Annotated in this window: 22 protein-coding genes; 8 read left to right on the forward strand and 14 right to left on the reverse strand. The window is 38.3% G+C overall.

Going from position 1 to position 26,043, the window contains the following annotated elements; all coding sequences use genetic code 11:
- Positions 1–66: 66 nt before the first annotated feature.
- From B3139_RS07830 to B3139_RS07850, 5 genes are read right to left on the reverse strand one after another with little or no spacing between them, the layout of a single operon-like run.
- Positions 67–3,081, reverse strand: a complete 3,015-nt coding sequence (locus B3139_RS07830; protein WP_293881611.1) for a type I restriction endonuclease subunit R — start codon at positions 3,079–3,081, stop codon at positions 67–69.
- 30 nt (positions 3,082–3,111) lie between these two features.
- Positions 3,112–3,912 (reverse strand): hypothetical protein, encoded by an 801-nt coding sequence (locus B3139_RS07835; RefSeq protein WP_293881613.1) that lies wholly within the window; start codon positions 3,910–3,912, stop codon positions 3,112–3,114.
- Positions 3,913–3,945: 33 nt separating this feature from the next.
- A complete protein-coding gene (locus B3139_RS07840; RefSeq protein WP_293881615.1) occupies positions 3,946–5,265 on the reverse strand; it encodes a restriction endonuclease subunit S in 1,320 nt (439 codons plus the stop codon).
- Between the two features lies 1 nt (position 5,266).
- A complete protein-coding gene (locus tag B3139_RS07845; RefSeq protein WP_293881617.1) occupies positions 5,267–6,265 on the reverse strand; it encodes a virulence RhuM family protein in 999 nt (332 codons plus the stop codon).
- Positions 6,266–6,268: 3 nt separating this feature from the next.
- Positions 6,269–8,608 carry a type I restriction-modification system subunit M gene (locus tag B3139_RS07850; protein WP_293881619.1) on the reverse strand — a complete coding sequence of 780 codons (2,340 nt, stop codon included), beginning with the start codon at positions 8,606–8,608 and terminating at the stop codon, positions 6,269–6,271.
- Between the two features lie 364 nt (positions 8,609–8,972).
- On the opposite strand from B3139_RS07850, the gene B3139_RS07855 reads away from it, so the two are divergent.
- Positions 8,973–9,245: a cyclic-phosphate processing receiver domain-containing protein gene (locus B3139_RS07855; protein ID WP_293881621.1), complete on the forward strand. Its 273-nt coding sequence runs from the start codon at positions 8,973–8,975 to the stop codon at positions 9,243–9,245.
- Positions 9,246–9,864: 619 nt separating this feature from the next.
- Here the strand turns inward: B3139_RS07855 and B3139_RS07860 are convergent.
- Positions 9,865–10,311, reverse strand: coding sequence for a nuclear transport factor 2 family protein (locus B3139_RS07860; protein WP_293881623.1), 447 nt, complete (start codon positions 10,309–10,311; stop codon positions 9,865–9,867).
- Between the two features lie 187 nt (positions 10,312–10,498).
- Between B3139_RS07860 and B3139_RS07865 the strand changes: the two genes are divergently transcribed.
- Entirely contained in the window at positions 10,499–11,242 is a 744-nt protein-coding gene (locus tag B3139_RS07865; RefSeq protein WP_293881625.1) for a CPBP family intramembrane glutamic endopeptidase, read from the forward strand.
- A 98-nt stretch (positions 11,243–11,340) separates the two neighbouring features.
- Here B3139_RS07865 and B3139_RS07870 read toward each other — a convergent pair whose 3' ends face one another.
- Entirely contained in the window at positions 11,341–11,787 is a 447-nt protein-coding gene (locus tag B3139_RS07870) for a nuclear transport factor 2 family protein (RefSeq protein ID WP_293881627.1), read from the reverse strand.
- 337 nt (positions 11,788–12,124) lie between these two features.
- On the opposite strand from B3139_RS07870, the gene B3139_RS07875 reads away from it, so the two are divergent.
- On the forward strand, positions 12,125–12,733 hold the full coding sequence (locus tag B3139_RS07875) for a hypothetical protein (RefSeq protein ID WP_293881629.1): 609 nt from the start codon (positions 12,125–12,127) through the stop codon (positions 12,731–12,733).
- Between the two features lie 314 nt (positions 12,734–13,047).
- Here the strand turns inward: B3139_RS07875 and B3139_RS07880 are convergent, their stop codons facing one another.
- The 4 genes from B3139_RS07880 to B3139_RS07895 form a co-directional block, all read right to left on the reverse strand.
- Positions 13,048–13,338: a hypothetical protein gene (locus B3139_RS07880; protein ID WP_293881631.1), complete on the reverse strand. Its 291-nt coding sequence runs from the start codon at positions 13,336–13,338 to the stop codon at positions 13,048–13,050.
- A 97-nt stretch (positions 13,339–13,435) separates the two neighbouring features.
- A complete protein-coding gene (locus tag B3139_RS07885; RefSeq protein ID WP_293881633.1) occupies positions 13,436–13,864 on the reverse strand; it encodes a hypothetical protein in 429 nt (142 codons plus the stop codon).
- Between the two features lie 63 nt (positions 13,865–13,927).
- Positions 13,928–14,491, reverse strand: a complete 564-nt coding sequence (locus B3139_RS07890) for a suppressor of fused domain protein (protein ID WP_293881635.1) — start codon at positions 14,489–14,491, stop codon at positions 13,928–13,930.
- Between the two features lie 362 nt (positions 14,492–14,853).
- Complete coding sequence (locus B3139_RS07895; RefSeq protein WP_293881637.1) at positions 14,854–15,300, reverse strand: nuclear transport factor 2 family protein; 447 nt, start codon at positions 15,298–15,300, stop codon at positions 14,854–14,856.
- 331 nt (positions 15,301–15,631) lie between these two features.
- Here B3139_RS07895 and B3139_RS07900 point away from each other — a divergent pair, with 331 nt between their 5' ends.
- The 3 genes from B3139_RS07900 (at position 15,632) to B3139_RS07910 (ending at position 19,790) form a co-directional block, all read left to right on the forward strand.
- Positions 15,632–18,019 carry an ABC transporter permease gene (locus B3139_RS07900; protein ID WP_293881639.1) on the forward strand — a complete coding sequence of 796 codons (2,388 nt, stop codon included), beginning with the start codon at positions 15,632–15,634 and terminating at the stop codon, positions 18,017–18,019.
- Positions 18,020–18,814: 795 nt separating this feature from the next.
- On the forward strand, positions 18,815–19,462 hold the full coding sequence (locus tag B3139_RS07905) for a SatD family protein (protein ID WP_293881641.1): 648 nt from the start codon (positions 18,815–18,817) through the stop codon (positions 19,460–19,462).
- Positions 19,446–19,790 carry a hypothetical protein gene (locus tag B3139_RS07910; RefSeq protein WP_293881643.1) on the forward strand — a complete coding sequence of 115 codons (345 nt, stop codon included), beginning with the start codon at positions 19,446–19,448 and terminating at the stop codon, positions 19,788–19,790. Before B3139_RS07905 ends, B3139_RS07910 begins: the two co-directional genes overlap by 17 nt.
- 912 nt (positions 19,791–20,702) lie before the next feature.
- On the opposite strand, the gene B3139_RS07915 is transcribed toward B3139_RS07910, so the two are convergent.
- The gene (locus B3139_RS07915; RefSeq protein ID WP_293881645.1) at positions 20,703–21,149 is read right to left on the reverse strand and encodes a nuclear transport factor 2 family protein; all 447 of its coding nucleotides are present in this window, start codon (positions 21,147–21,149) and stop codon (positions 20,703–20,705) included.
- 178 nt (positions 21,150–21,327) lie between these two features.
- Between B3139_RS07915 and B3139_RS07920 the strand changes: the two genes are divergently transcribed.
- On the forward strand, positions 21,328–21,621 hold the full coding sequence (locus tag B3139_RS07920; RefSeq protein WP_293881647.1) for a hypothetical protein: 294 nt from the start codon (positions 21,328–21,330) through the stop codon (positions 21,619–21,621).
- A gap of 650 nt (positions 21,622–22,271) precedes the next feature.
- Here B3139_RS07920 and B3139_RS07925 read toward each other — a convergent pair.
- Positions 22,272–22,637: a hypothetical protein gene (locus B3139_RS07925; protein ID WP_293881649.1), complete on the reverse strand. Its 366-nt coding sequence runs from the start codon at positions 22,635–22,637 to the stop codon at positions 22,272–22,274.
- Positions 22,638–22,643: 6 nt separating this feature from the next.
- Positions 22,644–24,401, reverse strand: a complete 1,758-nt coding sequence (locus B3139_RS07930; protein ID WP_293881651.1) for an RHS repeat domain-containing protein — start codon at positions 24,399–24,401, stop codon at positions 22,644–22,646.
- Between the two features lie 195 nt (positions 24,402–24,596).
- Here B3139_RS07930 and istA point away from each other — a divergent pair, with 195 nt between their 5' ends.
- Positions 24,597–26,036, forward strand: a complete 1,440-nt coding sequence (gene istA / locus B3139_RS07935) for an IS21 family transposase (RefSeq protein ID WP_293881653.1) — start codon at positions 24,597–24,599, stop codon at positions 26,034–26,036.
- Positions 26,037–26,043 lie beyond the last annotated feature (7 nt).

Below are 26,043 nucleotides of genomic sequence, written 5' to 3' on the forward strand. Positions count from 1 at the left end.
GTACTTCATAGGACGGATACATAGTGCCGTTAATAATGAGAAAGTATTTATCATGATCTAAGTCACTTATCTGTCCAAATAACGTTGCGTACTATTCCTAAACTCCTGTTTAAACTGATCATCCATCAGACGCTTGGCGAATTCCATCTGAAACTTACGCATGGAAAGAGCTACATCATCAAAAATCTTTTTGTAAGCCAGCTCACGCGTATATGGATCCAAATTATCCACATACTTCTTTTGATAATCTGGGTGGTCTGCAATACGCTGCGTAAAAGTTTCATATACTTGGCGTTTATCCTCTGGCGTTGCTTCCCAATCCGCAAACCAGCGATCATTGAAATCTCGAATGATCTTATCCAACGCATCAGTCTCATCACCACCATGGGCACCACGCGGATTGGCATTGGCAGGGTCTAATGTACTTTCATCTTTGTCAAGTATTAGCGATTCATTGAGACGAACACGTTCAATACCGTAAGTAGACAGGTCCACAGCATCCAATAACTCATCCAGCAGTTCATCCTCTTTACGCTTTACAATCATCTTAGGAATAAGGAATTTTAAGAACCAGAATAGCTTTTCCCAAAACATATTCTCAAAACTGATCACCGCAGCCACTTGCCCATACACTTTTACAAAATGCTTAGCCTTGATCTTGAGATCCGCTTTTTGCTCTTCATTTAAATCCAGAGTATTATTAAATCGTAATGCAGCTTGGTCAATAATAGGGCTCAATTGATCTGCCGGTACACTTTGAAAAAACTTGGTATTGAAAATCTCAACCTCATGCCACTCGTAAATACCGGAATCATCAAGGCTATCTTTAAGATCATGCAGCACATTGACGTCTGTAGCACCACTTAGGGATGTCGCTGTATAAAATGGATCAAATGCGGCTTTGATATCAGCACTCTCATTAAAGAAATCTAATACAAAAAGATTTTCTGTTTTCTTTCCATATTTATTGGCCGAACGATTAAGTCTCGACAATGCTTGTACACATAACACTCCCTGCAACTTCTTATCCACATACATCGTGGTCAGCTTAGGCTGATCAAATCCAGTTAGGTATTTATTGGCAACAACTAAAATGCGATTGTCATCCTCATCAAATTTGTCTTTGGTCTCGGAATCTGGAAATCCATTCAACGATGCTTCGGTATACTCCATACCGTCAACGAGCTTTTTGCCTGAAAATGCAATAACAATTTTAAAAGGATTGTCGTATTCTGCTAGTATAAGCTTCAAGGCTTGATAGTAGCGTATAGCCGATTCGATACTTTGCGTGACTACCATTGCTTTGGCTTTTCCTTTGAGCAATTTTTTATAATAAACCTGCTGCAAAAAATGCTGTAGCATAATGCGTGCTTTGGCCTGTATGGTACGGGGATCACGCTCTACAAAAGCTTTTAAACGTTTTTGCGCCTTGCTGGTATTGAATTCAGGATTATCCTCAACAGATTTTTGTAATTGGTAATAGCTGCGGAAGGTGGTATAGTTCGCCAATACATCTAAAATAAATCCTTCTTCTATCGCCTGTTTCATTGAATATAGATGAAACGGTTTAAAAGATCCGTCGGCCTGCTTGGTACCAAAACGCTCTAGCGTAGCATTCTTTGGCGTTGCTGTAAAAGCAAAATAGGAAGCATTTTGACGCATCTTACGAGCCTCCATCGCACGTAAGATCAAATCCTGTGCATCAACCTCTCCCTCTTCGTTCGTATCAAGTTTACCCAGCACCTGGTTCATCTTATCAGCAGCAGAGCCACCTTGGCTACTATGCGCTTCATCGATGATAATGGCAAAGCGTTTATCGCTCATGTCATCGATGTCCTCTAGGATATGTGGGAATTTTTGAATGGTCGTAATAACGATACGCTTTCCGCCTTCGAGAGCCAGTCTTAGATCACTGGAGGAAAATGCTGCACCAATAATATTTTTCACCTCCGAGAAGCTTTTAATGTTATCACGCAATTGCCTATCCAACACCCTCCTATCAGTAACTACAATAACTGAATCGAAAAGCGGCATGCCTTGTTGATTTTCGACTTCGATTAGCTGAAAAGCTGTCCACGTAATGGAGTTGGATTTACCAGAACCAGCGGAGTGTTGTACCAAATAAGTACTGCCTACTCCTTCTTTACGCACATCAGCTATAAGTCTCTGCACCACATCCAATTGATGGTACCTCGGGAAGATGTAGAATTTCTTATTAAGTGGATCACTATCTTTCCCCTCTAACAGCATAAAATGTTGGATAATGCTTGCCCAGCTTTCTTTGCTAAATGTTTCTTCCCATAGATAGGCTGTACGGTGTCCATTAGGATTTACAGGGTTTCCCTTCCCCATATCATCGCCTTTGTTGAACGGCAAGAAGAAGGTGTCTTTTCCTTGGAGTTTGGTTGTCATATACACCTCGTCCGTATCAACAGCAAAATGTACGAGACATCGTCCAAACTGCAATAAAGGTTGGTTACTATCACGTGTATGTTTATACTGGTGTATTCCCTGCACTGCGGCAGTCTGTCCAGTCCATGTATTTTTTAATTCAATCGTACAGAGTGGTATACCGTTGACTGTAATAACCATATCAATTTCCTCCCCTGGATTGAGATTGGAGTAACGCACTTGTCGGGTTACAGCAAATTGATTATGTTCAAAATTATCCCGTACAGCCTGCGCACTGCTAGCACTGGGTGCTTCATAAAAAAGTGTAAAATGTGCATTGTCCACATCCAGTCCTTTCTTGAGCACGCGCAATACTCCGTATTTCTTGACCATACGATCATAGCGTTCCAAGACCTTTAGTTTCCAATCGCCATAAACTTGCAGCTTGGCAAGTTCCTTGCCCTGCGTATACTGAAGGAAATTCCAGAAACGGAATGTATCCAATGCATAGTTCTTATCAAAGTCAAGTGCATCGCCTAGATAATACCTTGCTCCTGACAGATATTGCCCATATCTGTCATTGGCATCTGCAATGGCTGTCCCCTGCTCTTTCAGATCTTCCAATGATGATCCTGTAAGTGCCTTTTCAATAAGGGATTCTAAAGCTTGTTCGTTACATTTTGAAGTCATGGATTTAATGGTTACTGGCTAATAAATTTATTAATCTTTTAAATTAGCAAAAGGTCGCTTCCCGTAATAGCGCGTAAATTCTTTAATCAAATTTGTCTCTACCGTTTCTGGTTCAATACCTTCTATAGTTTTCCAGCACACAGTGAGTTCTTCGGCCTCTTCCAATTGCCAGATATATCGGCCGCCCTGATGTCCGACGGCATTTCCTTGTCCGAACTTAAAGTATTGAATTAACCTTGATTGTAATGTTGATGCATTAGAGGTTGAACCGGCCTTACCAATATAAACAATTTGACTATTATCTACCCAATTAGCTTTTAATTCATCTAGCGATACATTAGGATCTTTACCCTTAAAATAACCACCGGAGCCTATTTCCCGAAAAGCGTATTTTTTTGCTGTTTTTAATATTATATACACGCCCTTCGTTTGAGGTATTATTTTATTATTTTGTTTAAGCTGGCTAATAGTTACAAAACCTTGAAAATCCAAATCTTTTAGTTGAGTAATAATATCCTCTGCATGATTGAGGCTTAACATTTCCAAACTACTTTCTAAAATTGGACTTTTCGCCTTCTCGTTGAACACACTCTTGACGGGAGCTTGACACTCTGCTAAAATCGTATCAGCCGATTTAACTATCTTGACGACTCGTCTGAAATCGCTTACAGTGTAGCCGTTGCCTACGCCGAAATCACTCGCATAAAATCCTAACTTACGAATCTTATCTCGAATGCCTTTCTGCTTCTCCGAAGATGCTTTGCATTTTTGCTCAATAAGCTTTTCAATTTCTAGCGCTTCTAATTTGGTAAAAATAGATTTCCCTTTCATTCAAATCTTGTTTTTGTAATTGATTAATGAAAATTATACTGCTACTTTTATCTTTCCCGTTACAACCTCGTTAATTAGGCTTTGTTTGTATTCTTTAAGTTTGACAATTTGCTCTTGCTTTTGAGCGATAGCTTTGTCTATTTTTGATGTTTGCTTATCTAAATAAGAAACTATTTCTTGTTGTTCACTAAGGGGAGGAAGAATTATTAGAAGTTCCTTAATTTTTTCCAAATGCAAATTTGTTACCGAAGTTCGAGAACTCCCATCGTTAATTTGCCTGTCCACTATTGGACAATTAAAAAAGAACTCAAAATAATTTGCTGACAGCTTTTCTATTGGTTTAATCAGACATAAACTGACAAAAAAACTAAACTCTTCATCCCAATCGATAACTCTTGTCAAACCTATCGTTCCATTTTTAGATAATAGAATATCCCCCCTTTCTGGATTTGCTCGCTTTATTAACTCTTTGTGTTCAACTTCAGGGATATATTTAACATTTGTCCAGTCTATCTTTCTATCAATACTTGAATTAGATAAATCCGTAACTCGAAGAAAAGGGACTCCAGAATCTACATAGGTTGGGGTAAAGTGTGCACCGTCAACTATCCTTCTCGATAAATGTTTTAAAGACAAAATAGCCCAATGTTTTGGTATTTCACCTATCCAATCTATTCCAGAATCTTTCATAGTAACAGCCTCTCCCGTAAATTGTGAAATTCCTTTGGTGACAGCGTTGTGAATAGTGATTTTACGTAGCTCTTTTAGTTTTTCTATTTGTTGTTCTTTTAGATTGACTGTTGTATCAATTTTCTCGCATTTATCATCAAGAAATTTAGCAATAGCTTCTTGTTCTAAGACAGGTGGTAAACAAAATTCAATTTCTTTTTGAGCAGCTGTATTAATTATTTTAACAACATTTCCATTTGAAAATTTATCAAATACTTTCTCAGCATTGAACACCATATACTTTGAAAATCCGCTATTAACTTTTTCATTAAACACAAAGGAATTTATCTGTTGATTAGTAATCAAATTATCGCCAGCTATTCCAATTTTACCAATTGTTCCGATTGAACAAACAAGTATAGAATTTATTGGAATTAGATATCCATTTCTGATGGCAGTTAAACTCACTTTTTCATCAGTCTCATAAATATATTTTAATCCCTCTAGGTTATTGGGCTTAACCCATAAAACCCCATCTTCATGAAAGTTATCTTTATTCTCTGTCGGAGGTGTGTAACCCGTGTAAATACCACACAAATATTTCAATTTACTTTTATCCCAATGCTCCGGAATCTCGCCCAACCAGTCTATCCCACTATCTTTATATTTTTCGTATCGCTGCATGTTACTTCTTCTTTTTACTTTCTAGACTCTTGGCTGTGGTATCAATAAAGGCGACAAAATCCTTCTCCACTTTGGATAGTTCGTTCTTAGTCTTCTCCTTGTACTTGGCATATTCCAACTCAGCCTTTTTCACCGCTTGATCATGGCTTACTGCTCCAGCATGTTGCAAAACCTCATTACCCACCATACGTAGAAAATCATCTAAACGTGTTATCCAGTCCTGCATATACATCGGCTTACGATTGAGTGCCTGCAATTCTGCCAATTCCAAATAAGCTGTTACCGTACGATTGAGAATGTTAAGTTCCTCCTCTGTCAGATAATTTTTAGCGACTTGTATTTCTTGTTTGCTTGGTTGTTCGCCTTTGAAGTTCGTTAATCCAAGATTCGGTTTATCAGCATCAATGCGTTTGTAAATAATCTCAGCGGCTGTATTTCCATGGGCAGCAAAATGCATTTTGTTCTGTACAGTTTTGAAAAAGTGCTGTGAGACCTCCGTCTTAGGATCGTAGTCAATACTCGTCGCGTAGATATCCAAGACTTTGCGCCAAAAGACTTTTTCGGATGAGCGTATATCACGAATGCGAGCCAATAACTCGTCAAAGTAATTGCCTCCTCCAGCTTGCTTAAGCAACTCATCGTTCATCGTAAAGCCTTTGACGATATACTCGCGTAAGCGTGCGGTAGCCCATTGACGGAATTTGGTGCCCTGATGACTCTTTACACGGTAACCTACGGAGATAATGACATCTAGATTGTAATAATTAGTGGGCTTGGTAGAAAAATCGGAATTTCCGATTTTTCTCTTTACCTCATCCTCAACCAGTTCTTTTTCCTTGAAGATATTAAGCACGTGCTCATTGATTGTGGACTTAGATTTTTGGAATAGTTCGCTCATCTGTTCCAATGTCAACCATACCGTTTCGCCCTCTAAACGTGTCTCGATACGAGTAACACCATCTTCACTTTGATAAATAAGTAGATTACTTTGTGGCTCCATAACCTAGAAATTTAAAATATCTTGCAATAAACCATCTGCCTGCTCTTCTAAAGCCAAGAGATCTGCCTTGACCTCTTCGATCGAGCGTAATGGTGTATGCCTATAGAAATATTTATTGAAGGAGATCTCATAACCGATCTTGACAGAATCTAGATTGATCCAAGCCTCCTCAACATGTGGAAGTACCTCACGCTCAAAATAGCTGATAATGGATTCATCCAATGGAATTTGTTCGCTGTCACGCAGATCACTCTCGGTCTCGTATACGGTATACTCCCCTGCTTTAGCCGTCGGATAAAAACCAAATAGTGGTAATTGCTCATCGGAGCAACCAAGGTGATTAAGCAATTGGGCTTTTTTATCACCAGTAATCTTCTCGATCTTTTTGATCACTTTCTCTGCTTCGGCATCGTAAGTGCTTATCGCCGATAAGATCGCTTTCTTTTCCGTAGCAACGAGGGTAATCTTATGCTTTTTGCAGGTATCATCCACTAGAGTTGTAAAAGCATTGAAATCCTTAAACTCATCATCGCCAATATGCGACCAGAGCACAAGGGCAGCATCATATAGTGCTTTGGGTTTATTCCATGTAGCTGCTTCGATCAGCTTAGCTAACTGCTTTTTGTTGAGTCCCCAGTCTTCTTTCTCAGCACGATGATTTATCTCTTCGCTTTTACTAGCAAGGTCGGTATAAACTAGGTCGCCATAGGTTTCGTACAGGGCCTGCATCGGAACTTTGAGGGCTTTATCAAAACGTAATTCGTCCAAAGCAACAGCGGTAAACTGAGACTTGAGTCTTTTTGGACGTTCGATATTGACTTTGTAGTAGCCAAAGTCTGCATTCTTAAAGCGTTTGACTTGGAGCAGATCATTCTCCGCGCTCTCCGATTTGTTCTCAAGATAATTTTTAACGATCTCCCCTATCTGTGCTGGCGAAAATTCAGAGTTCTTACTCCCCAGGTTTTTACGTAATTTTTGAAACAGCTTATTGGCATCAAGCAATTGTACATGTCCTTTTCGTGCTGCTGGCTTATTATTGTTTAATAACCAAATATAAGTCGTTATACCTGTGTTATAGAACAAGTTATTAGGCATCTGAACAATTGCATCCAATAGATCGTTCTCGATAATATACCGACGGATATTGCTTTCACCAGAGCCTGCATCGCCTGTAAAAAGTGATGAACCATTGTGTACAGACGCGATACGGCTACCGATCTTATTGGAAGTAGGTGCTTTCATCTTGTCGACCATTTCCATCAGGAACAGGAGCTGTCCATCGGAACTACGTGGCGTGGCATCAACGGTTTCCCAGTTGCCCCAATAGTCTTTAAGTTTAATCTGAAAACGGCTATCGATAACATCCTTGCCGTCTTTGATGTACTTCTGTTCTGAACCCCAAGATTTACCATAGGGTGGATTGGACAACATGAAGTCGAACTTCATATCCGAAAACTCATTCGTTGACAATGTCGAACCAACACGGATATTCTCCGGGTCCTTGCCCTTAATCATCATATCGGACTTACAGATGGCATAAGTCTCGTCATTGATCTCCTTACCATACAAGTAGACATCCCCTTTGTATTTAAAGGCGTCATCTTCCACAAGGTAGTTTTCACTTTCGGTAAGCATACCACCACTACCACAGGCAGGGTCATAGATGGTAATAATATTAGGCAGGTGATCTTTTAACGGCTCGAAGACCAAATGGGTCATCAATTGAATTACTTCACGTGGCGTAAAGTGCTCTCCAGCCTCTTCGTTATTCTCTTCATTGAATTTGCGGATCAGCTCTTCGAATACATACCCCATACCCAAGTTGGACAATGCTGGCAACAGACGTCCCTCGGGATCGTTCTTTGTTAGCGGTGTCAGGTTGATATATGGAGAAGTAAACTTTTCCAGGACATCCAACAATACATCTTTGGCTGCCATATGGCGTATTTGCGCACGAAGATTAAACTTCTCTATAATCTCTTGCACATTGGCAGAAAAGCCAAGCAGATACTCTTCAAAATTAGCCACCAGTTTTTGCTGCGAATTGGTTGCTGTTCCTTTTAGTTTCTCCATTGTCCATGGTGAAGTATTGTAGAACACATACTTGGATGCATGTCTAAGACCATCGGGATCGAGTTCGATCTGGCCTGCATCTTCCCGTTGATAGCGTACTTCTTCGAGTACCGCATCTTTCGTCGTTTCCAACAAGGAATCGATACGCCGTAATACCACAAAGGGCAAAATAATATCACGATACTTACCCCGAACATATACGTCGCGAAGGCAATCATCGGCAATGGACCAAATAAAACTAACTAATTTATTATGAGCAGTATGAGTCATCTATCTATTTATCTAAAATCTCTATGGCTTAACCTACAAATTAAGCTTTTTTTTAACTGATTAGCAATAAATGTTATTAACATTGTAAAATAGCATTCTTTTTAAGCTGTCACAAGTATAAAATGGTAAGATAAAGGTCAAAAATGTTCAGTTTATCAATGCTTCCCAGTATAAGGTTTTGAAAGGAAAAGTGTGATAAGCATAGCTATTTTAGCTATTACAATTATTTTTTCTACTAATCTTTCTAATAGCTCTTCTAATAATCTTACTAATAAAATCAATCTTGATTTTTATATTAAAAGCTATCTTGAAGGGTTTAAGGAGGATTTCTGGGAATCTATTTATAGACTCTTCTCATAAAATCATGTATTCTTTCTACTTAATTATTCTAATTCGCCAATATATCCACGACACGGCTAAAACAAATAAACTAACATCCATTATTCGTACTTATCCAGATTTTGTGGCCTATATATCCAAAAATGGAATTCAGTCAATCATCTCTTTTGATCATGATCTGGGATTAAATGTTGATAGCACAGAAGCAGAGTCGGGGTATGACGCTGTGAAGTATATCGTGAATCTAATTATTGAACAGGAACATCGGGTTCTGCCCCAGGTATTACGTCACTCGTAAAACCCCGTAGGCAAAACAAACATCCTTTCTTATTGGAACAACTTTATAAAAACTATTGATCAGAATTAATCAAAGCATTAGAGGTATACCTTCCAACTTTTTTTTGGTACAGCTGCCCTGTAAAGTCTTTATCAAATTCCCTTTCACCTATTTTCATTGCGTTTACAACTAGATCAGTGATATCTAACTTGCAGGTATTTTCTTGCGGAGAATGGGCGAACAAGAATGACATTAGAATAATCAAGATCTTCATACAGTTTAAATAAGTCAATATAATTTATCAAAAAAAATCACTCCAATAAAACTATTTTCAAATATCCTTTGTTCTTATTATACAAAACGGCGACAAGCTACCTTTCAAATGAAAGGTTAAACATAAAAAATTGGCATCGTACGGTGAAATCCAATTGTCGTTAAAAACATTGGATGACGAAACAAAAAAGAGGAAACGATAGGAAACATAAAAATTACTGTACAAGTAAACGCCAAGAGAAAGGGTCTGATGAGAATCAGGCCCTTTTGACGTAAAAAAGCCACATCTCCCGACGTGGCCTTAATAAACATATGATTCACTAGTGGTTTGTTTTTTTATGATTAGCAAACCACCAGTGATAAGGTTCTATTTATACGAATTGATCGATTTGGATACTTTCCAGTCATTGCCCACGCGCTCCAAAGTGACAAGATCTGTTTTGGTGAAGTTTTCAAATTTCAAGGTTACTTTAGCGATCATAAAGTCAGCTGATTCTTCTAAGATGTCTGTGCTTACTGTACAGTTTAGCTTCTCTCCTTTTTGCTTTTTCATTAATTTGACAACTCCGCTACGGCTGTTAGATTGTGTATTGGAAGCTTGGATCTTTTGATTAAAATCTTCGGAGAACAACTGCTCTACGCCTGCTGATTCTCCCTCAGCAGTTACCGCAACATAGTGTTCTAAAGCGAAGTCTGCTGTGGAAAGGTTAACGTTTGCTTTTGTCGCTTTTGCTCCAGGTCCCTCAGCTGCCATAGCAAATGTTGATACTGCGATTAAAGCTGCTGCTGTGAATGTTTTTATTAGAGTTTTCATAATGTCTTTATTTTATAGTGTTAGTTCTGTTGTTCTTATTTGTTGACTCAAAACTACAACACAATACGCTCCTAGCCTACGGGCTTTAGACTAACGATCGGGAAAACTCGGTAAATGGCGGGAATAGGGAGGTAAAAAGAGAAAGTTTTTTGCTATCTTATAGCAACCCATTAGAAATATATCTTTTATGCAATCTTATTTAAGATCTTTTTGGAAAAGTATCCTCGATTTCAATTGGAAGTTTGGGTTATTTCTAATTCTAATAATTTGTGTGCCAAGATTTATTATGGTGCTCCATGCTAACCAATATGCCGATTATCGTTTTATTGGTTTAATAATGCTGGTATCATTTATTGTTCCTTTCATATTCTTAAATAAAAAAGGAATTAAGGCTATTGGCTGGAACAAACCTAAATGTTATAAGTGGTTATCCATAGCTTTTATTAGCGGTTGCTTGTATGCTTACCTGTTATTCCTCTTGGGTAAATCCCTTTATCAGGACAGCTATCAAAACTGGTATGTATATATCTCAAAGTCCTATAAGATTCCCACAGATTTAACGATAGAGGGAAAAAGGCAAATGTTCTTCATCATGGCTGGCACAGGAATGTTATTTAGCCCTTTTGGCGAAGAACTTTATTTTAGAGGGATAGTTCATGAAACCTTTGTTTCGAGATTCGGGAATCGTGGAGCATCAATACTAGATAGTTCGGCGTTTGCCTTAACCCATATCGCACACTTTGGATTAATATACCTGCTCGACGGCTGGCATCTTCTTTTTATACCTACTGTCTTATGGTGTTTTTCGATGTATTTTGTAAGCAGACTGTTTTACTTCTTCAAAGTGAAATCAGGAGCCATTTGGGGCGCAATAATTTGCCATTCAGCTTTTAACCTTAGTATGATTTATTGTATATTTTACCAGTTATAATAGAAAAAAGCCAGATCTCGCGACCTGGCCTTTAAACTAAACTTAAACATATGATTCACTAGTTGTCTGCTACCGAGCAGACAACTAATTATTAAATACTATTTATACGAATTGATCGATTTGGATACTTTCCAGTCATTCCCCACACGCTCCAAGGTAACTAAATCTGTTTTGGTGAAGTTCTCAAATTTCAACGTTACTTTAGCGACCATATAATCTGCAGATTCCTCAATGATATCGGTGCTTACTGTGCAGTTCAGCTTTTCGCCTTTTTGCTTTTTCAATAGTTTAACTACGGCACTACGGCTGTTAGACTGTGCATTGGTAGCTTGGATCTTTTGATTGAAATCTTCTGCAAATAACTGCTCCACTCCTGCTGATTCGCCCGCAGTTGTTACCGCAACATAGTGCTCTAAAGCGAAATCTGCTGTAGAAAGGTTGACGTTTGCTTTTGTTGCTTTTGAACCAGGTCCTTCAGCTGCCATAGCAAATGTAGATACTGCGATTAGGGCTGCTGCTGCGAATGTTTTTACTAATGAGTTCATAATGTCTTTATTTTATTGTGTTAGTTCTGTTCTTATTTGTTGATTCAAAACTACAACACAATAGGCCCCTAGCCTACTGGCTTTAGACTAACGCTCGGTAAAACTCGGTGAATGGCGGGAATGGGGAGGTGAGTATGCTTCGTATCAGATTCGTACCACGTTCGAATCATCAATAGATAATGTACAGACACCCAGCAGAACTTGTCCAGTCTCTGAACGGGAAATTAATGCCTGTAGCAGTACGGAAATACGTGGGTTTGCGCTAGAGGAATTACCGACAGACGATATTTTGCCGCAAATTTATTTAAATTAGGCTATCATTTTAATGTCACCAATCATGAAAAATCATCAACATATATCAATCGATAAACGAATGAAAGCACCTGATTTTGAAATTTTAGGCATGAATGGAATGATTTCGAGATCATTCATCAATTTAGCTATAAGCAACTTCGCGGAAGCTTGTAAATGGGTGGAAAAACTCGATTATAGACGTAATAATAATAAAAAAAATGAACTGGTTGTGTTTGATGAGTTATGCGGAACTTGCAGTACAAAACATGCACTATTGAAAAGATTGGCGGATGAAAATAGGGAAAGCAGCCTGAGGCTTGTATTAGGCATTTTTACCATGAATAGTAAAAATACTCCTGCGATAAAAGGCCTTCTATCGAACTATGATTTAAAATATATTCCAGAAGCTCACAATTATCTGCGAAATCATAATCAGATCTTGGACTTTACTGGCATCGGTGTTAATGTAAACGAATTTGAGCTGGATCTCTTAGAAGAAATCGAAATCACCCCTGAGCAAATTAATGACTTTAAAGTGCAATATCACAAAGATTACTTATCGCGCTGGATCGAGATCAATAAGATTCCATACACTTTAGATGAGCTCTGGGAAATAAGGGAGCAATGTATTGAGGCTATAGCACAGAAATAAAGAATTATCAGGTTGATATCTATAACTAAGCTAATTATACCATCTATTTGTTAGTGCCATTTTGCGCTTAAATAAAACGTCGAGCGCTCGAGAGATAGAGATTCTCAAGGAACTAAACTTAAAACTAGATACTGATTGATGGAGAAGAAGAGCCCTTAGCTTCAAATATTTAAAAGTTTGTCTAAATTTATTTTTATATTACTTTTTTAGACAAACTTAAATCCCTATGAAATAAACAATTACAACAAAATCAACGTTAAACATCTATCTTGATTGTCTCTAAAGTTATTTTTCTTTATCATTTTTAGATAAACTTAGCAACCGTCTTGGAAAGCGATCCGTTCCAACATTTTCGATGGTTTTGTCCTTTTTAGACATCGCATAAACAATATTTCTAATCTTGATCTGTTTCTTTTTTTTTTTTCCAATACCGAAGGAAGAATATCTAAGATTAAATCGTCGATCTCCTGTTTTGTAGTTTGCCCATATTTTTCCACATATTCAACAATCATCTTTTCATAGCGTTCATCCTTCTTGAGTATCCCAAATGCTAATTCCTGGGCATCGGGTGTAAATGAAATTCCATGCTCTAGACGGCCTTGCATCGAGACAGTACCGGGAGCGAAAACTTCGGGAATAGAACCAGGATAGGCCTGCCCAAAATAATCAGCTGATTCGTAGACTAACTGTAAGAAATGCTTGCTACAGTCGTTCCATAAGATTTGAGATCATATTCCTCCTCCGTACTGGATTATTAAAGATTTCTTGAATGAATAATCCCCAATTTTGATCCAAATCATTTAGAGAGTCAAATGGCGCTGGATAGTTGAATTTAGGAGCAAATGGAAAAGAAAATCTAACAGTTAGATCTTCTTTATGGTAAATGAGAAGCTCCTTCGTATTTTCCACGAGTTGTATCAACTCCACTTTGCAATCCTCTCCCACTTGAAACTTTGTTGTACCAAACAAAAAGTAAAGTTCATTTTTCTCTACATACAAAGCTGTCAAAACATCCTCAATCTGTCTGTACCATCCATAAATATTGGTGATTGGCTCCAAATTTTTAAACTCTTTGCCAGATTCTAAATCAATCAGAATATCGTGTAATTCAAAATTTCGTAGTAGTTTCATAGCTATCTATTTCTTAGAAAAGTTGGTATTTTCCGACTACTAAATCCCCGGATGTTATTGCATTCAAACCAAAGTGTTCCTAAAAGGATCTAAATAATTTAGTCCTCGTTCTTCGAATATTTCCTCCAGCTTTTCTGCACCATTTTCCTTTTTAAAAGCTACTTCCTCTTCAGTAATAGGCAGCAACCAATAGAAATGGACTGATTTATTGTTATCTAGGGTGAGAATTTCCAGTTTGGGTCCGTCAAGATAAGGCTGCGAAATAAGGCCATAAGAGCAAGAAGAATCCATGCGCCATCCTCTTCCCCAGTTGATGGTATGCCAATGTCCCAAACTTGCACCAAATCTATGATAATGTGCTACGACTATTAATGATTCAACTAGCATTTGATCTTGCTCACCAGAAAACATATGCAGTTCGAGTGCAAATTCATCTTCCAAACAAGACATACCCACAGTAGCATAAATCCACATATTGCGTTCGGTTATTGGGGGAAATTCCAGGATCCGAAAATGATCACCTAAATCATTATAAGAACCGTGCTGCCAAGTCAATATCTTATATTCCTGTCCCCAATTACAGGTATAGTGTTCTAAAAGCTTTTGATGAAATAACACTGTCTCCATTTTAACTCAATTTATCAAAAATAATCTACTCCAATAAAACTATTTTAAATGGACAGGTGTTCTTCCAATACAAAGCGGCTACAAGCTACCTTTCGAAAGAAAGGTTCAACATAAAATTGGCGTCGTACAGTGAAAATCCAATAGTATTCAAAACACAATGGATGACGAAACAAAAAAGAGGAAACGATAAGAAACATAAAAATTGCTGTACAAGTAAACGCTAAGAGAAAGGGTCTGATGAGAATCAGGCCCTTTTGACGTAAAAAAGCCAGATTTCAGGATCTGGCTTCTAAACTAAACTTAAACATATGATTCACTAGTGGTTTGTCTTTTGTTATTGCCAAACCACTAGTTATTGGAGACTATTTATACGAATTGATCGATTTGGATACTTTCCAGTCATTCCCCACGCGCTCCAAGGTAACTAAATCTGTTTTCGTAAAGTTTTCAAATTTCAAGTTTACTTTAGCGACCATATAGTCTGGCGATTCCTCGATGATATCTGTGCTTACTGTACAGTTTAGCTTTTCGCCTTTTTGTTTTTTCAAGGATTTAACCACTTCGCTACGGCTGTTAGACTGCGCATTGGTAGCTTGAATCTTTTGCTTAAAATCTTCTGCAAATAGCTGCTCTACCCCTGCTGATTCGCCTTCAGTCGTGACCGCCACATAATGATCTAAAGCGAAATCTGCTGTGGAAAGGTTAACGTTTGCTTTTGTTGCTTTTGCTCCTGGTCCTTCAGCTCCCATAGCGAAAGTGGATACGGCGATTAAAGCTGCTGCTGCGAATGTTTTTACTAGCGTTCTCATAATGTCTTTTTTATTGTGTTAGTTCTGTTGTTCTAATTTGTTGACTCAAAACTACGACACATTACGTCCCTAGCCTACGGGCATTAGACTAACGATCAGGAAAACTCGGTGAATGGCGGGAATGGGGAGGTGAACATTTTTCCGTCCGCAAGCGAACACAACTGTTCACAATCGAACAACAATTCACACTTTTATAAAAAACAAAAAGCTGACAATCAGTTAATTATAATTAAGGCAAAACTATTGTAACATTTAAAACTAATTGATTTCAAGTTTATTGCATTAAATAAATGATATGCAATAACATTTTACATATCAAAATTATGATATCATGCATAATTATTTAAAAGTCGGGTGGCGAAAATTGTTCAGAAACAAAGTCTTTTCCCTGATCAATATACTGGGACTATCATTGGGACTAGCTGCATGCTGGATAATCCTCTTATTTGTAAATGATGAATTGAGTTATGACCGTTATTTTGTCCAAGCAGATCGTATATATCGTGTAGTTTCCCACGGAAAATGGGATGGCGGTTCATTTGACATAACAGGAACGGCATGGCCTCTTGCCAATGTTATCAAGAATGAATTTCCCAGCGTGAAGGAAGCTACCCGATTCGATATCGAGGGCGGTGGGATAATTACCATTGGCAATCAACAAACAAAAGTCAACGAAATCTTCCTCGCAGACAAGAATTTCTTTAATGTATTTGACTATAATTTTCTTGCTGGCAATCGTTCAACGGCATTAACTAATCCCCAGTCTGTTGTACTGACAGAAGACTTAGCCGTACAATTATTTGGATCCGTAGAAACAGCAGTTAATAAAACGCTTTATTTCAATAAATCTGAACCCAGCCTTGTCACGGCTGTTATACAAAATGTACCTAAAAATACACATTTCAACTTCAGAGCTATTCGTTCCTTTTCAAAAGACTTTAATCCTGATTGGAATCAACTTTACCTTTATACCTACGTACTACTAAAAGATCAGTCATACTTACCGCAACTTCAAAAAAAACTTCCTTACATCGTAAAAAAATATATTCATGGACGGGACCTCGATTTTGATTATAAAATCGAATTACAACCAATTACGGATATCCATCTGCATTCTAATCTAAGTTATGAGCTTAGCAATAATAGCAATATCAAATATGTTTACATCTTTTCCATTGTCGGTACATTAGTACTCTTAATTGCGATCGTAAATTATATCAATATCACAACGGCGCAGGCTTCAATAAGAATGAGAGAAATTGCCGTCCGGAAAATAATCGGATCCAGCACTTTAAATCTAACAAAGCAGTTTCTTGTTGAAACGTCTTTAATCATCTTTTGTGCAGCATTGTTAAGCATATTGCTGGCATCAACTTCTCTTCCATGGCTAAACCAATCGATCGGAAAACAGTTGGATCTCTGGCATTTTGGAATAGGAAAATCACTGTTATTTGTTTGCATATTTGTATTATTTCTAGTGTTCGTAACTGGAATTTATCCAGCTTTGGTGCTCTCTGGACTGAAGACTATTCCTTCTCTAAAAAATCAAATCGGCACTCATGGCTTACAGCATCTATTGAGAAAGTCGCTCGTGGTTTTTCAATTTGTAATCGCGGTATTGCTTATTGTATCCACCATGGTCATTTTTCTACAATTGAATTTTATGAATACAAAAGACCTGGGTTTCGATAAAAATCAGGTCATGGTTTTCCATCTGGACAATGAATCCACTCGCAATAAAAGTGAAGAGCTCAGAAATAGCTTACTTGAAGATAGCCATATCACAGATGTAGCATTCGCCAGTAATCCAATTGGGAAAAACGACATTGGCGTGGGAACTTTCAATGTTGAAAATAATGGAAAAATTGATCCCAACTTTACACTCGCCAATACCCTAAAAATCGACCCTAATTTTATCCCAGCAATGCATATTCAACTGGTTAAGGGAAGAAATTTTGACGCCGCCATGCCGACCGATAGTTCGTCGGTGATTATAAACTCCGCATTTGCAAAAAATCAAGGGTGGACAGATGCTTTAGGAAAACGGATCGAATTTGGAAGGGACAACGCTGGAAAATCCATTTTGAAATCTGTTATTGGAGTAGTCAGTGACTTTCATATTTATTCGCTCCAGCACAAAATCGATCCTCTTATCATGGAACTTCCTGCCAGTAAAATTGAAATGGATAATATTTATATTCGTATGAAATCCACAAATATGAGACATACGATTGCGCATATAAATAAGGTATACGACAATTATTTCCCGGATTATCCTTTAGAATACACGTTTTTAGATGAAACGTATAACGACCAATACAATTCGGAAGTAAGACAGGGGCAAATTCTCTTAATTTTTTCACTCCTGTCTATCGTTATTGCCTGTCTGGGGTTATTTGGTGTGATCACATTCGCGATTCAGCTACGGATAAAAGAAATTGGCATACGCAAAACATTAGGTGCCACACTCAGCAATCTGGTGTATCTGCTGTGCTCCGATATAGTTAAACTGGTAGGAATAGCATTGCTGATTGCACTTCCAATAGGATGGCTATTAATGAACCAGTGGCTGCAAGAGTTCGCATACCGAATTTCAGTCAGCTGGTGGGTACTTGCGGGAGCTGGGATCATAGCACTGATAATTGCTATTCTTACCTTATGTACAAAAGCAATCAATGCGGCCAGAGCTAACCCCGTCAACAGTTTAAGAGTAGAATAGCAAACATTGGATGATCACATACGAGGGAATAAGTTGCTGTGCATTGATTTAACTACCACCTACGGCTGTAGATTAACAGTCGGAAAAAGTCGGTGAATAAGATGTGATTTCACCGTCATTATATAGTATACAATAACAATCTAAATATCACAATTATCAGCCTGTTCAAATAATTCGTATAACTTTTGTTGAAGTAGTTTTTTATCCGGTAATTGCGTTTTATATTCCGTCACTACTGTTGGTAAAAGACTGCGGCTCAAAGCATATTCAACTACCTCACTATCTTTACATAATAGAACACCAATACTTGCGTTCTCATTGGATCACTTAATGTCTCGATCGAGAGCCTTTAGATAAAAATTCCACTGACCAAGATGCTAGGGCTTAAATTTAGCTACTTTTAATTCCAAATGCCACTAAGAACTGTAATCCTCTATTAAAAAAAGTAGAAATTCTGGAATATAGAACAAGAAAGCGCATTGCAAGACTTATCAAAACTGAGAACCTCTTAGAAGAAGATACCGAAAGGATAATCGAAAACTACCTTTTCACAGAGCGTGAGCCACTTCGTAAAGAAGTTCTTTCTCTTCGCGCCGACGGAAGACCTAGCGTTCTAAATCCAAAGAGATTGGTGATCGTATCTTAAATAAGATTGTTGGATTTGTGGATACTTTTGTGAATGGGATAACGGGAACTTGACAAAAGTAAATTGTGCATTATTATTTATACACTGCAATATGAAACAAACATATTTATTTCATTATATTTGAAACAAATACTTTAATTTCATAAATAATGAAACAGTTTATTTTAATGAGTGATATTATTGGAAGTAGCAATCATAATCAGGAACTTCTAATTGAGCGATTCAAACAATGTACTTCTTACATTAATAAAAAATATATTGATCATTTGATTTCGCCTTTAACAATAACATTGGGAGATGAGTTTCAAGGCATTATAGCAAATTTAAAAAGTTCTATCGATGTTATTATTGATCTCGAAGAATTTATTATAAATAATAATTTTTCACTAAAACTACGCTATGTATTGATATATGGTGAGATAGAAACAAACATAAATAATCATATAGCATTCGAAATGCTTGGAAAAGGTTTGACAAAAGCCAGGAAACTATTAAACAATAATAAATCAAAAGAAGAAAGGTTTTACATAGATATAGATAATGCAAATTGCAATACAATAATCAACAATTCATTTGAAATTTATCAAAACATCATTGATAAATGGAAATTAGGAAAAGATTATAAGCTTATATCAAGCTTTTTGAAAAATTATGATTATAAGATCGTGGCTGAACATCTTAATAAAAATAGATCATTAATATGGAAAAGAGAGAAAACATTAAATATGTCATCATACTTTGCCGTTAAAGAAATATTAAATGTAGCTAAAAACTTAAATTATGAATACTGTTTGTAAAATATTACTAATGATCACCATCGAAATTTTCATAACCTTTATATTTTGGGTTATTGCTCCGAAAAATAAAAAAAACAATCTAATTGACATAAAATCTATCTTAAAAGGTCTATTGGAAAGGGCATTCCTCACCTATAGCCTAATCTCGGGATTTCCACATAGTCTAACTTTATTCGGCGCCCTAAAACTCGGTACGAGACTAAAAAGTCCTGACAATGAAAAAACGGAGGAAGGAAGAAAGGAAGAGAAAGAATATAATGACTATTATTTACTAGGGAATTTCATATCAGTAACACTAAGTATGATGTATTATAAAATAATAGTATAGATCACGCATTGAAGTCTCTTTTATTGAAATAAACACTGTATCATAAAGTGTGTAAGTTAAAGGTGTATTTTTGGATGATATCAGAATACCATCGGATCTGACTTACTATATGCCGAAGGAAGAATAGTCCCATATTGACTAACCAATTGGACCGTTATTAGTAATTATCAAGATTTTGTGGTCTATATATATATCCACAAACTGGATTCCGTCAATCATCTCTTTTGATCATGATCTGGGATTAAATGTTGACAGCACAGAAGCAGAGTCGGGTTAGGATGCTGTGAAGTATATTTTTGATTTAATTATTGCAGGAACATCCGGTTTTGCCTCAGGTATTATCTCACTCGCAAAACCCTGTAGGCAAAACAAACATCCTATCCTATTTGCACAATTTTATTAAAAGCATCGATAGAGGTTAACAAAACTTTTAGAGCTCAAATAGAAAGCTCCTTGCATTATGATTAAAAAATGATAATGTCAGATAGGATCTCGAGTCATCAAAAAGACAACCACTTAAGAGCATGTTCGATAGGAATAATTGCCAGAATGCGGATCCAACTCAAATGTCGTATCAATGATATGGCATTCTTTTTCATCAGGAAAATTGCTGGCAAACTGCGTTATCCTTCGCAGATTTTTCTCGGAAAACGTAGCGCCGTATTCGCTTGCAATTCTCTCCACAACGTAGAGACAATTGCCTTGCCTGTAAAAACACTCGCAAACTGTATGCAATGCTTTATGCGGTTCTCTCTCCCCGACATACATTTTATAAAAAACTCTTGAGGAATGACAATATCTAAACCCTATTTATAATAAACAAAAAGCCACATCTCCCGACGTGGTCTTCATAAACAAATGATTCACTAGTGGTTTGTCTTTTATTACTGACAAACCACTTGTTATTAAATACTATTTATACGAATTGATCGATTTGGATACTTTCCAGTCATTACCTTCGCGCTCCAAGGTAACCAGGTCAGTCTTGGTAAAATTTTCAAATTTCAACGTTACTTTAGCTACCATATAGTCTGCAGATTCCTCGATGATATCGGTGCTCACTGTACAGTTCAGCTTCTCGCCTTTTTGTTTTTTCAAGGATTTAATCACTTCGCTACGGCTGTTAGACTGTGCATTGGTAGCTTGGATCTTTTGGTTGAAATCTTCGGCGAACAATTGTTCTACCCCTGCTGATTCGCCTTCGGTCGTTACCGCAACATAGTGCGCTAAAGCGAAGTCTGCTGTGGAAAGGTTAATGTTAGCTTTTGTTGCTTTTGCTCCAGGTCCTTCAGCTGCCATAGCGAAAGTTGATACTGCGATTAAAGCTGCTGCTGTGAATGTTTTTACTAAAGTTTTCATAATGTCTTTATTTTATTGTGTTAGTTCTGTTGTTCTTATTTGTTGACTCAAAACTACGACACAATACTCTCCTAGCCTATCGGCTTTAGACTAACGCTCAGGAAAACTCGGTGAATGGCGGGAATGGGGAGGTGAATATTTTTTATTATATTGATATGAATCAACGATCAAATTATTTATGAATATACAGTCTAATACAGCTGCTAATCAAGCGAAAAATAAAATGTATGGAGCATTGTTTGGCATTGCGGTTGGTGATGCATTTGGTGTACCATTTGAATTCAGGTCGAAAGAAGAAATGCTAAAAAATCCAGCTACCGAAATGATCGAACTCCGCATTTTTATAACTTACACACTTTATGAGACGGTGTCGAAAAAATCTACATATTTTTTTCAAAAATTGACCTCTTCTATTCATATTCTATCAAAATTTTATTCGGATTACTTTAACAATTATAAAATATATAATTGAAATTATAAAAAAACTAACAAAAAGTCGTATTATAAGATCTAGCGCAGTGATGGAATTTCAGACACTTAATTTTTCCACTAATAAGATCCATAAGTGTATAAAAAGAAACTATAAGCAAAGAAAACTTTGCAATAATCCATAGCGATGTATTTTTTTTATTTTAATCATTTATATACACTCATTTCCGTTGGCACACCTATAAACTCACAATAACACGAAAAAATAAAAGCCACATTCTACGACGTGGCCTTAAATAAACATATGGTTCACCAGTGATTTATTGCCTACATAAGTTGAAAAACCACCAGCTATTGAATACTATTTATAAGAATTGATTGATTTGGACACTTTCCAATTACTACCCTCAAGCTCTAATGTAACCAGATCAGTTTTGATAAAACTCGAGCTGATCTGCACGAGCGTACACAGCTCAAAGGATTGATCGGAAATGGATTACAGAGATAGCTGTTGCGATTACACTCCAGCTGTGTAAATTTTCTTCTAAAACAAAACTAGAGTATTCTGTCACAGTTTTTGCTTTAGAAGTTTAATAGGCATTGATAATGACCTCTTAGGTTGGATTATCTCAATCATCAGTTGTCGCAGATTCTGAACAACTGATGACGATCTTTTTCACACTTACAATAAAATTATTGCTCGTCTTCTATCTTAATATAAGATAGAAGTCTGCTTTTCACAATTAAATCTGAGTCTGGATTTTCTTCCAATTTATCAGCGTATAATAGAGGAAAAAAATCAAAGACAATTATCCCTTTGTCATTGTTTAAAAATGCTGAATTAATCACAGTACTTGAATACCGCTCCTCCTCCTTAAAATGAAAGAAAATAACATCATCGAAAATTAATTTTATAGTTTCATAATCATAATTACTAAAACGATTCATACACTTTAAAATAATCTCGATCGTCCTAATACTATGAATCTGAGAGTATTTTATTTCTGAAATCAGAGAATCAGAAAAATTTTCATATTTATTTTTTATTTCCGTAAACATATAATTTTATTTTATTGCCCCAGGAGGAACTGAATATTGTACTCCATTAGGTATTTTTAAATATTCACTAGGAACGTCATTCCATGGAATATGATTAGTATGACCACTTCCAAGTTCTCCTGGAGTAAGCATTTCATGTCCATGACCGGATAAAAATTTTCCATGTTTTCCGAAATCTACTTGATATATAACTTTCCCTTCTCCATTATATATATAATTGGAAACTGCCTTTCCATCTTTACTTAGATATGTATATATCGAATTTGGTGTAGCACCTGATTGCATAGCCTTCTCCGTCCCGGAAAAAGAACGCAATCCTTGCATTGCCCCAACGTGCACATTTTCAATGATCTTAACTTCTTCAACCGTATTAATAACATTTTCTACGACCTCAACACCTTTTGAAAACCCTATCCAACCTCTTGTATAACCAGCTTGACCTCCCCCCATCGACACCATCGTTCCATATATTTGGTATAATGGTGTTAGGGTCCCACGAATATGATCCCGGCTCGACTGGGTAACATACGCAAAGGTACGGCTCATCTGGGTGGTGATGTCACTCTGCCGCTGAGCCCAGGCACTCGCGTTCGTCTGAAAATTCCTTAAAGATTTGACAAAACTAGAATTAAATACCGACTTCCTTGCATTTACAACAACCTCATTCAATTTTACTGTCCATGCGATTTTACCAGGACCACCATCACTCCAGCCACCGCTAGGATCGAACATGCTCACTGGGTTATTCCCCATACCCACATAAGGAGAAATATATTGACCCATCGGATCCATTGTCAGCCAACGTCCTACTGCCGGGTCATAGTTCCTCAGCTCAAAGTTGTTCCATCCGGTCTCCTTGTCCTTCTCCGCATATAGCCCCTGATATCCATAACGGCTGTCTATACCCGCTGAACGGGCCTCCATACCATACGGATAATAGTCCGCATTGTACTGTACATCCGCAAAACCTCCGGGCAGCTTGTTCCGGTTGATAATTGCCCTTGTATTGCCCAGATGGTCCGTCAGCGTATAGCTGTAGTTTCCTCCCAGCCTGTTCAGCATGCCCAGCCTGTCTGATCCGTACACCGGCTGCTCGATCAGCTGCAGTGCCCCGCCATTTTTGCTCTCAAACACCGCCAGCAACGTGCCCGCATCATTGTAACTGTACCAGGTCACTGCATTTGTCCGGTGGTCCTTCTTCATGATCCGGTTACCACCCTCGTCATAGGCAAAGCTAAGCATTATCACCGACTTCGCCGCATCACTGTAGATACTTGTCACCTTGCCCGAGACATCATAGTCCAGGTACATGCCCACTGTTCCCTTCACCTGCGAGGCCAGCTGGCCGTTCGAATCATAAGTATATGTCGCATAACCGGTCACCGAGCTCAGCTTGTTGGTGCCCGCCTGATAGTTGTAGGTAAAGTTGTTTACCAAGGTACCCGCACCATTGGTCCGTTGCAATTTCAGCAGGTTCCCGTGGCCGTCATAACTGATCCCCTTCTCCTGGTTCACGTTGGCCGTTCCCGTAAACACCTTGGTCGCATAATCCGGGGTACCCCAGATATTGGACAATAGCTGTCCCTTGGTATCATAGGTGTAGATATTCATCGCCGAAGGATCAACCACGGTATTTGACGGTGTTACCTGTGTCTGCCAGCCGATACCATTTATCAGACCACTGTATTTCCCAGGGGCTGATGCATTTTGGACACCATTGATATTGGTACCTGTACGCAGGTAATCATTGGTGTAATACTCCATGTTCTGGCTGAACACATCTGTCGCAAAACCATTGCCCGTACCGTCCTTACCGGGATCATTCGCCCCATTGGCACCAACATTTGCGTTGTTGATTGTTAATTCTCACTAAAACACCCCCATATATTCTCACTAAAATGCCACCACCTTAAGTTTTTAATTAAGGTTTAACTTGTCGGAGTATTAAAGTCCGACATTATGTATAAAGTGGCAATGTATAATACGATAAAAACACTGCTATCCCACGGGAAATCGATACGGGAGATAGCATCAGAACTTGGGATGTGCCGCAAGACCGTTTCCCGGATACAGAAAGCCCTTGAGCGTGGGCTAGAGGAACCTTTGCCTCAGGTAAGGCCAAAGCTGCTGGACGATTATCTCGATGACATTCAGGTATATAAGGAGATGGGACTGAGCGCTATACTTATCCACCAGCGCCTGCATGAGCAGCACGGTTTAGATATATCTTATCCCAGTGTCGCCAGAAGTATCGAGAGATTAAAGAAGCAGGAGGTTTTTGTGCCGCTGCACAGCGATCCGGGAGAAGAAGCGCAGGTGGATTTCGGATATATGGGTACTTTCCGCAGGAATGGCCGCCCTGTAAAAGTATGGGTGTTTTCCATGGTTCTCTCCCATAGCCGTTACAGCTTTTATAAACTGGTGACCAGCCAGCGGGTGGACGAATTTCTGGACTGCCATATCAAAGCTTTCGAGTATTTTGGGGGTGTTCCGCGAACTGTCAAACTTGACAACCTGAAATCTGGGGTGACCATTCCGGATCTTTACGAACCGGAGCTCCAGCGCCAATATTCTGAATTTCTTTCCTACTACAGCTGTGCAGGAATTGCGTGCAGGCCACGCCGTCCACAGGACAAGGGCAAAGTTGAATCATCTATCAAATATGTAAAAAACAATTTTTTAAAGGGCTTCGATGGCAATGGCTATGAAGATCTGCTGTGCGGGCTGAAGGTCTGGAACGAAGAGACATGCAATAAGCGCGTACACGGAACCACGCGCCGTATCCCTCTTGCCGTATTTGAACAGTATGAAAAGCATGCACTGCTTGCATTGCCCCCGGTGCGATATGAAATCCTGGAGGTCGGATCCAGAAAAGTCACCCGGCTGGCACACGTGAGCTACCGCCATAATTACTATTCGGTGCCCGCTGCCTATGCGGGCAGAACCGTCAGGCTCGAAAGCAACGGTACCTGCCTAAAAATATTTGACGGCAGCACCCGCATTGCACTCCATCAGGTAAGCGGACAGATGGGCATGTACGTTTCTCTGGAGGAACACCGTCCGGATTATAAAAAGAATATCAGCAGAGAAGAATATAAGCGGCTAATGGGAAGTATCGGACCTTCTGCACTGCTTTTCTTTGAACATCTTCTGGCGGAGGTGCCTACCCACTGGAGCCCGATGACCCGCGGGATACTTAAATTAAAAAAGCGGTTTACCGACGTCCAGATCGATCTGTCATGTAAGCGCGCGCTCCATTACAGAGCCTTCAGCTACCAGCAGGTCAAACGGATCTGCGAGAACGAGCTTTACAAGCAAAATTACGAGGAAATGTCTCCTATGGTATATTCCAGCGAATACGAACACGAACTCGGACTATACGACAGATTAACAAACTGAAATAAAT

Origin of the sequence: Sphingobacterium sp. UBA1498, from assembly GCF_002325125.1 — a bacterium.
In the GTDB taxonomy this organism is placed as follows: domain Bacteria; phylum Bacteroidota; class Bacteroidia; order Sphingobacteriales; family Sphingobacteriaceae; genus Sphingobacterium.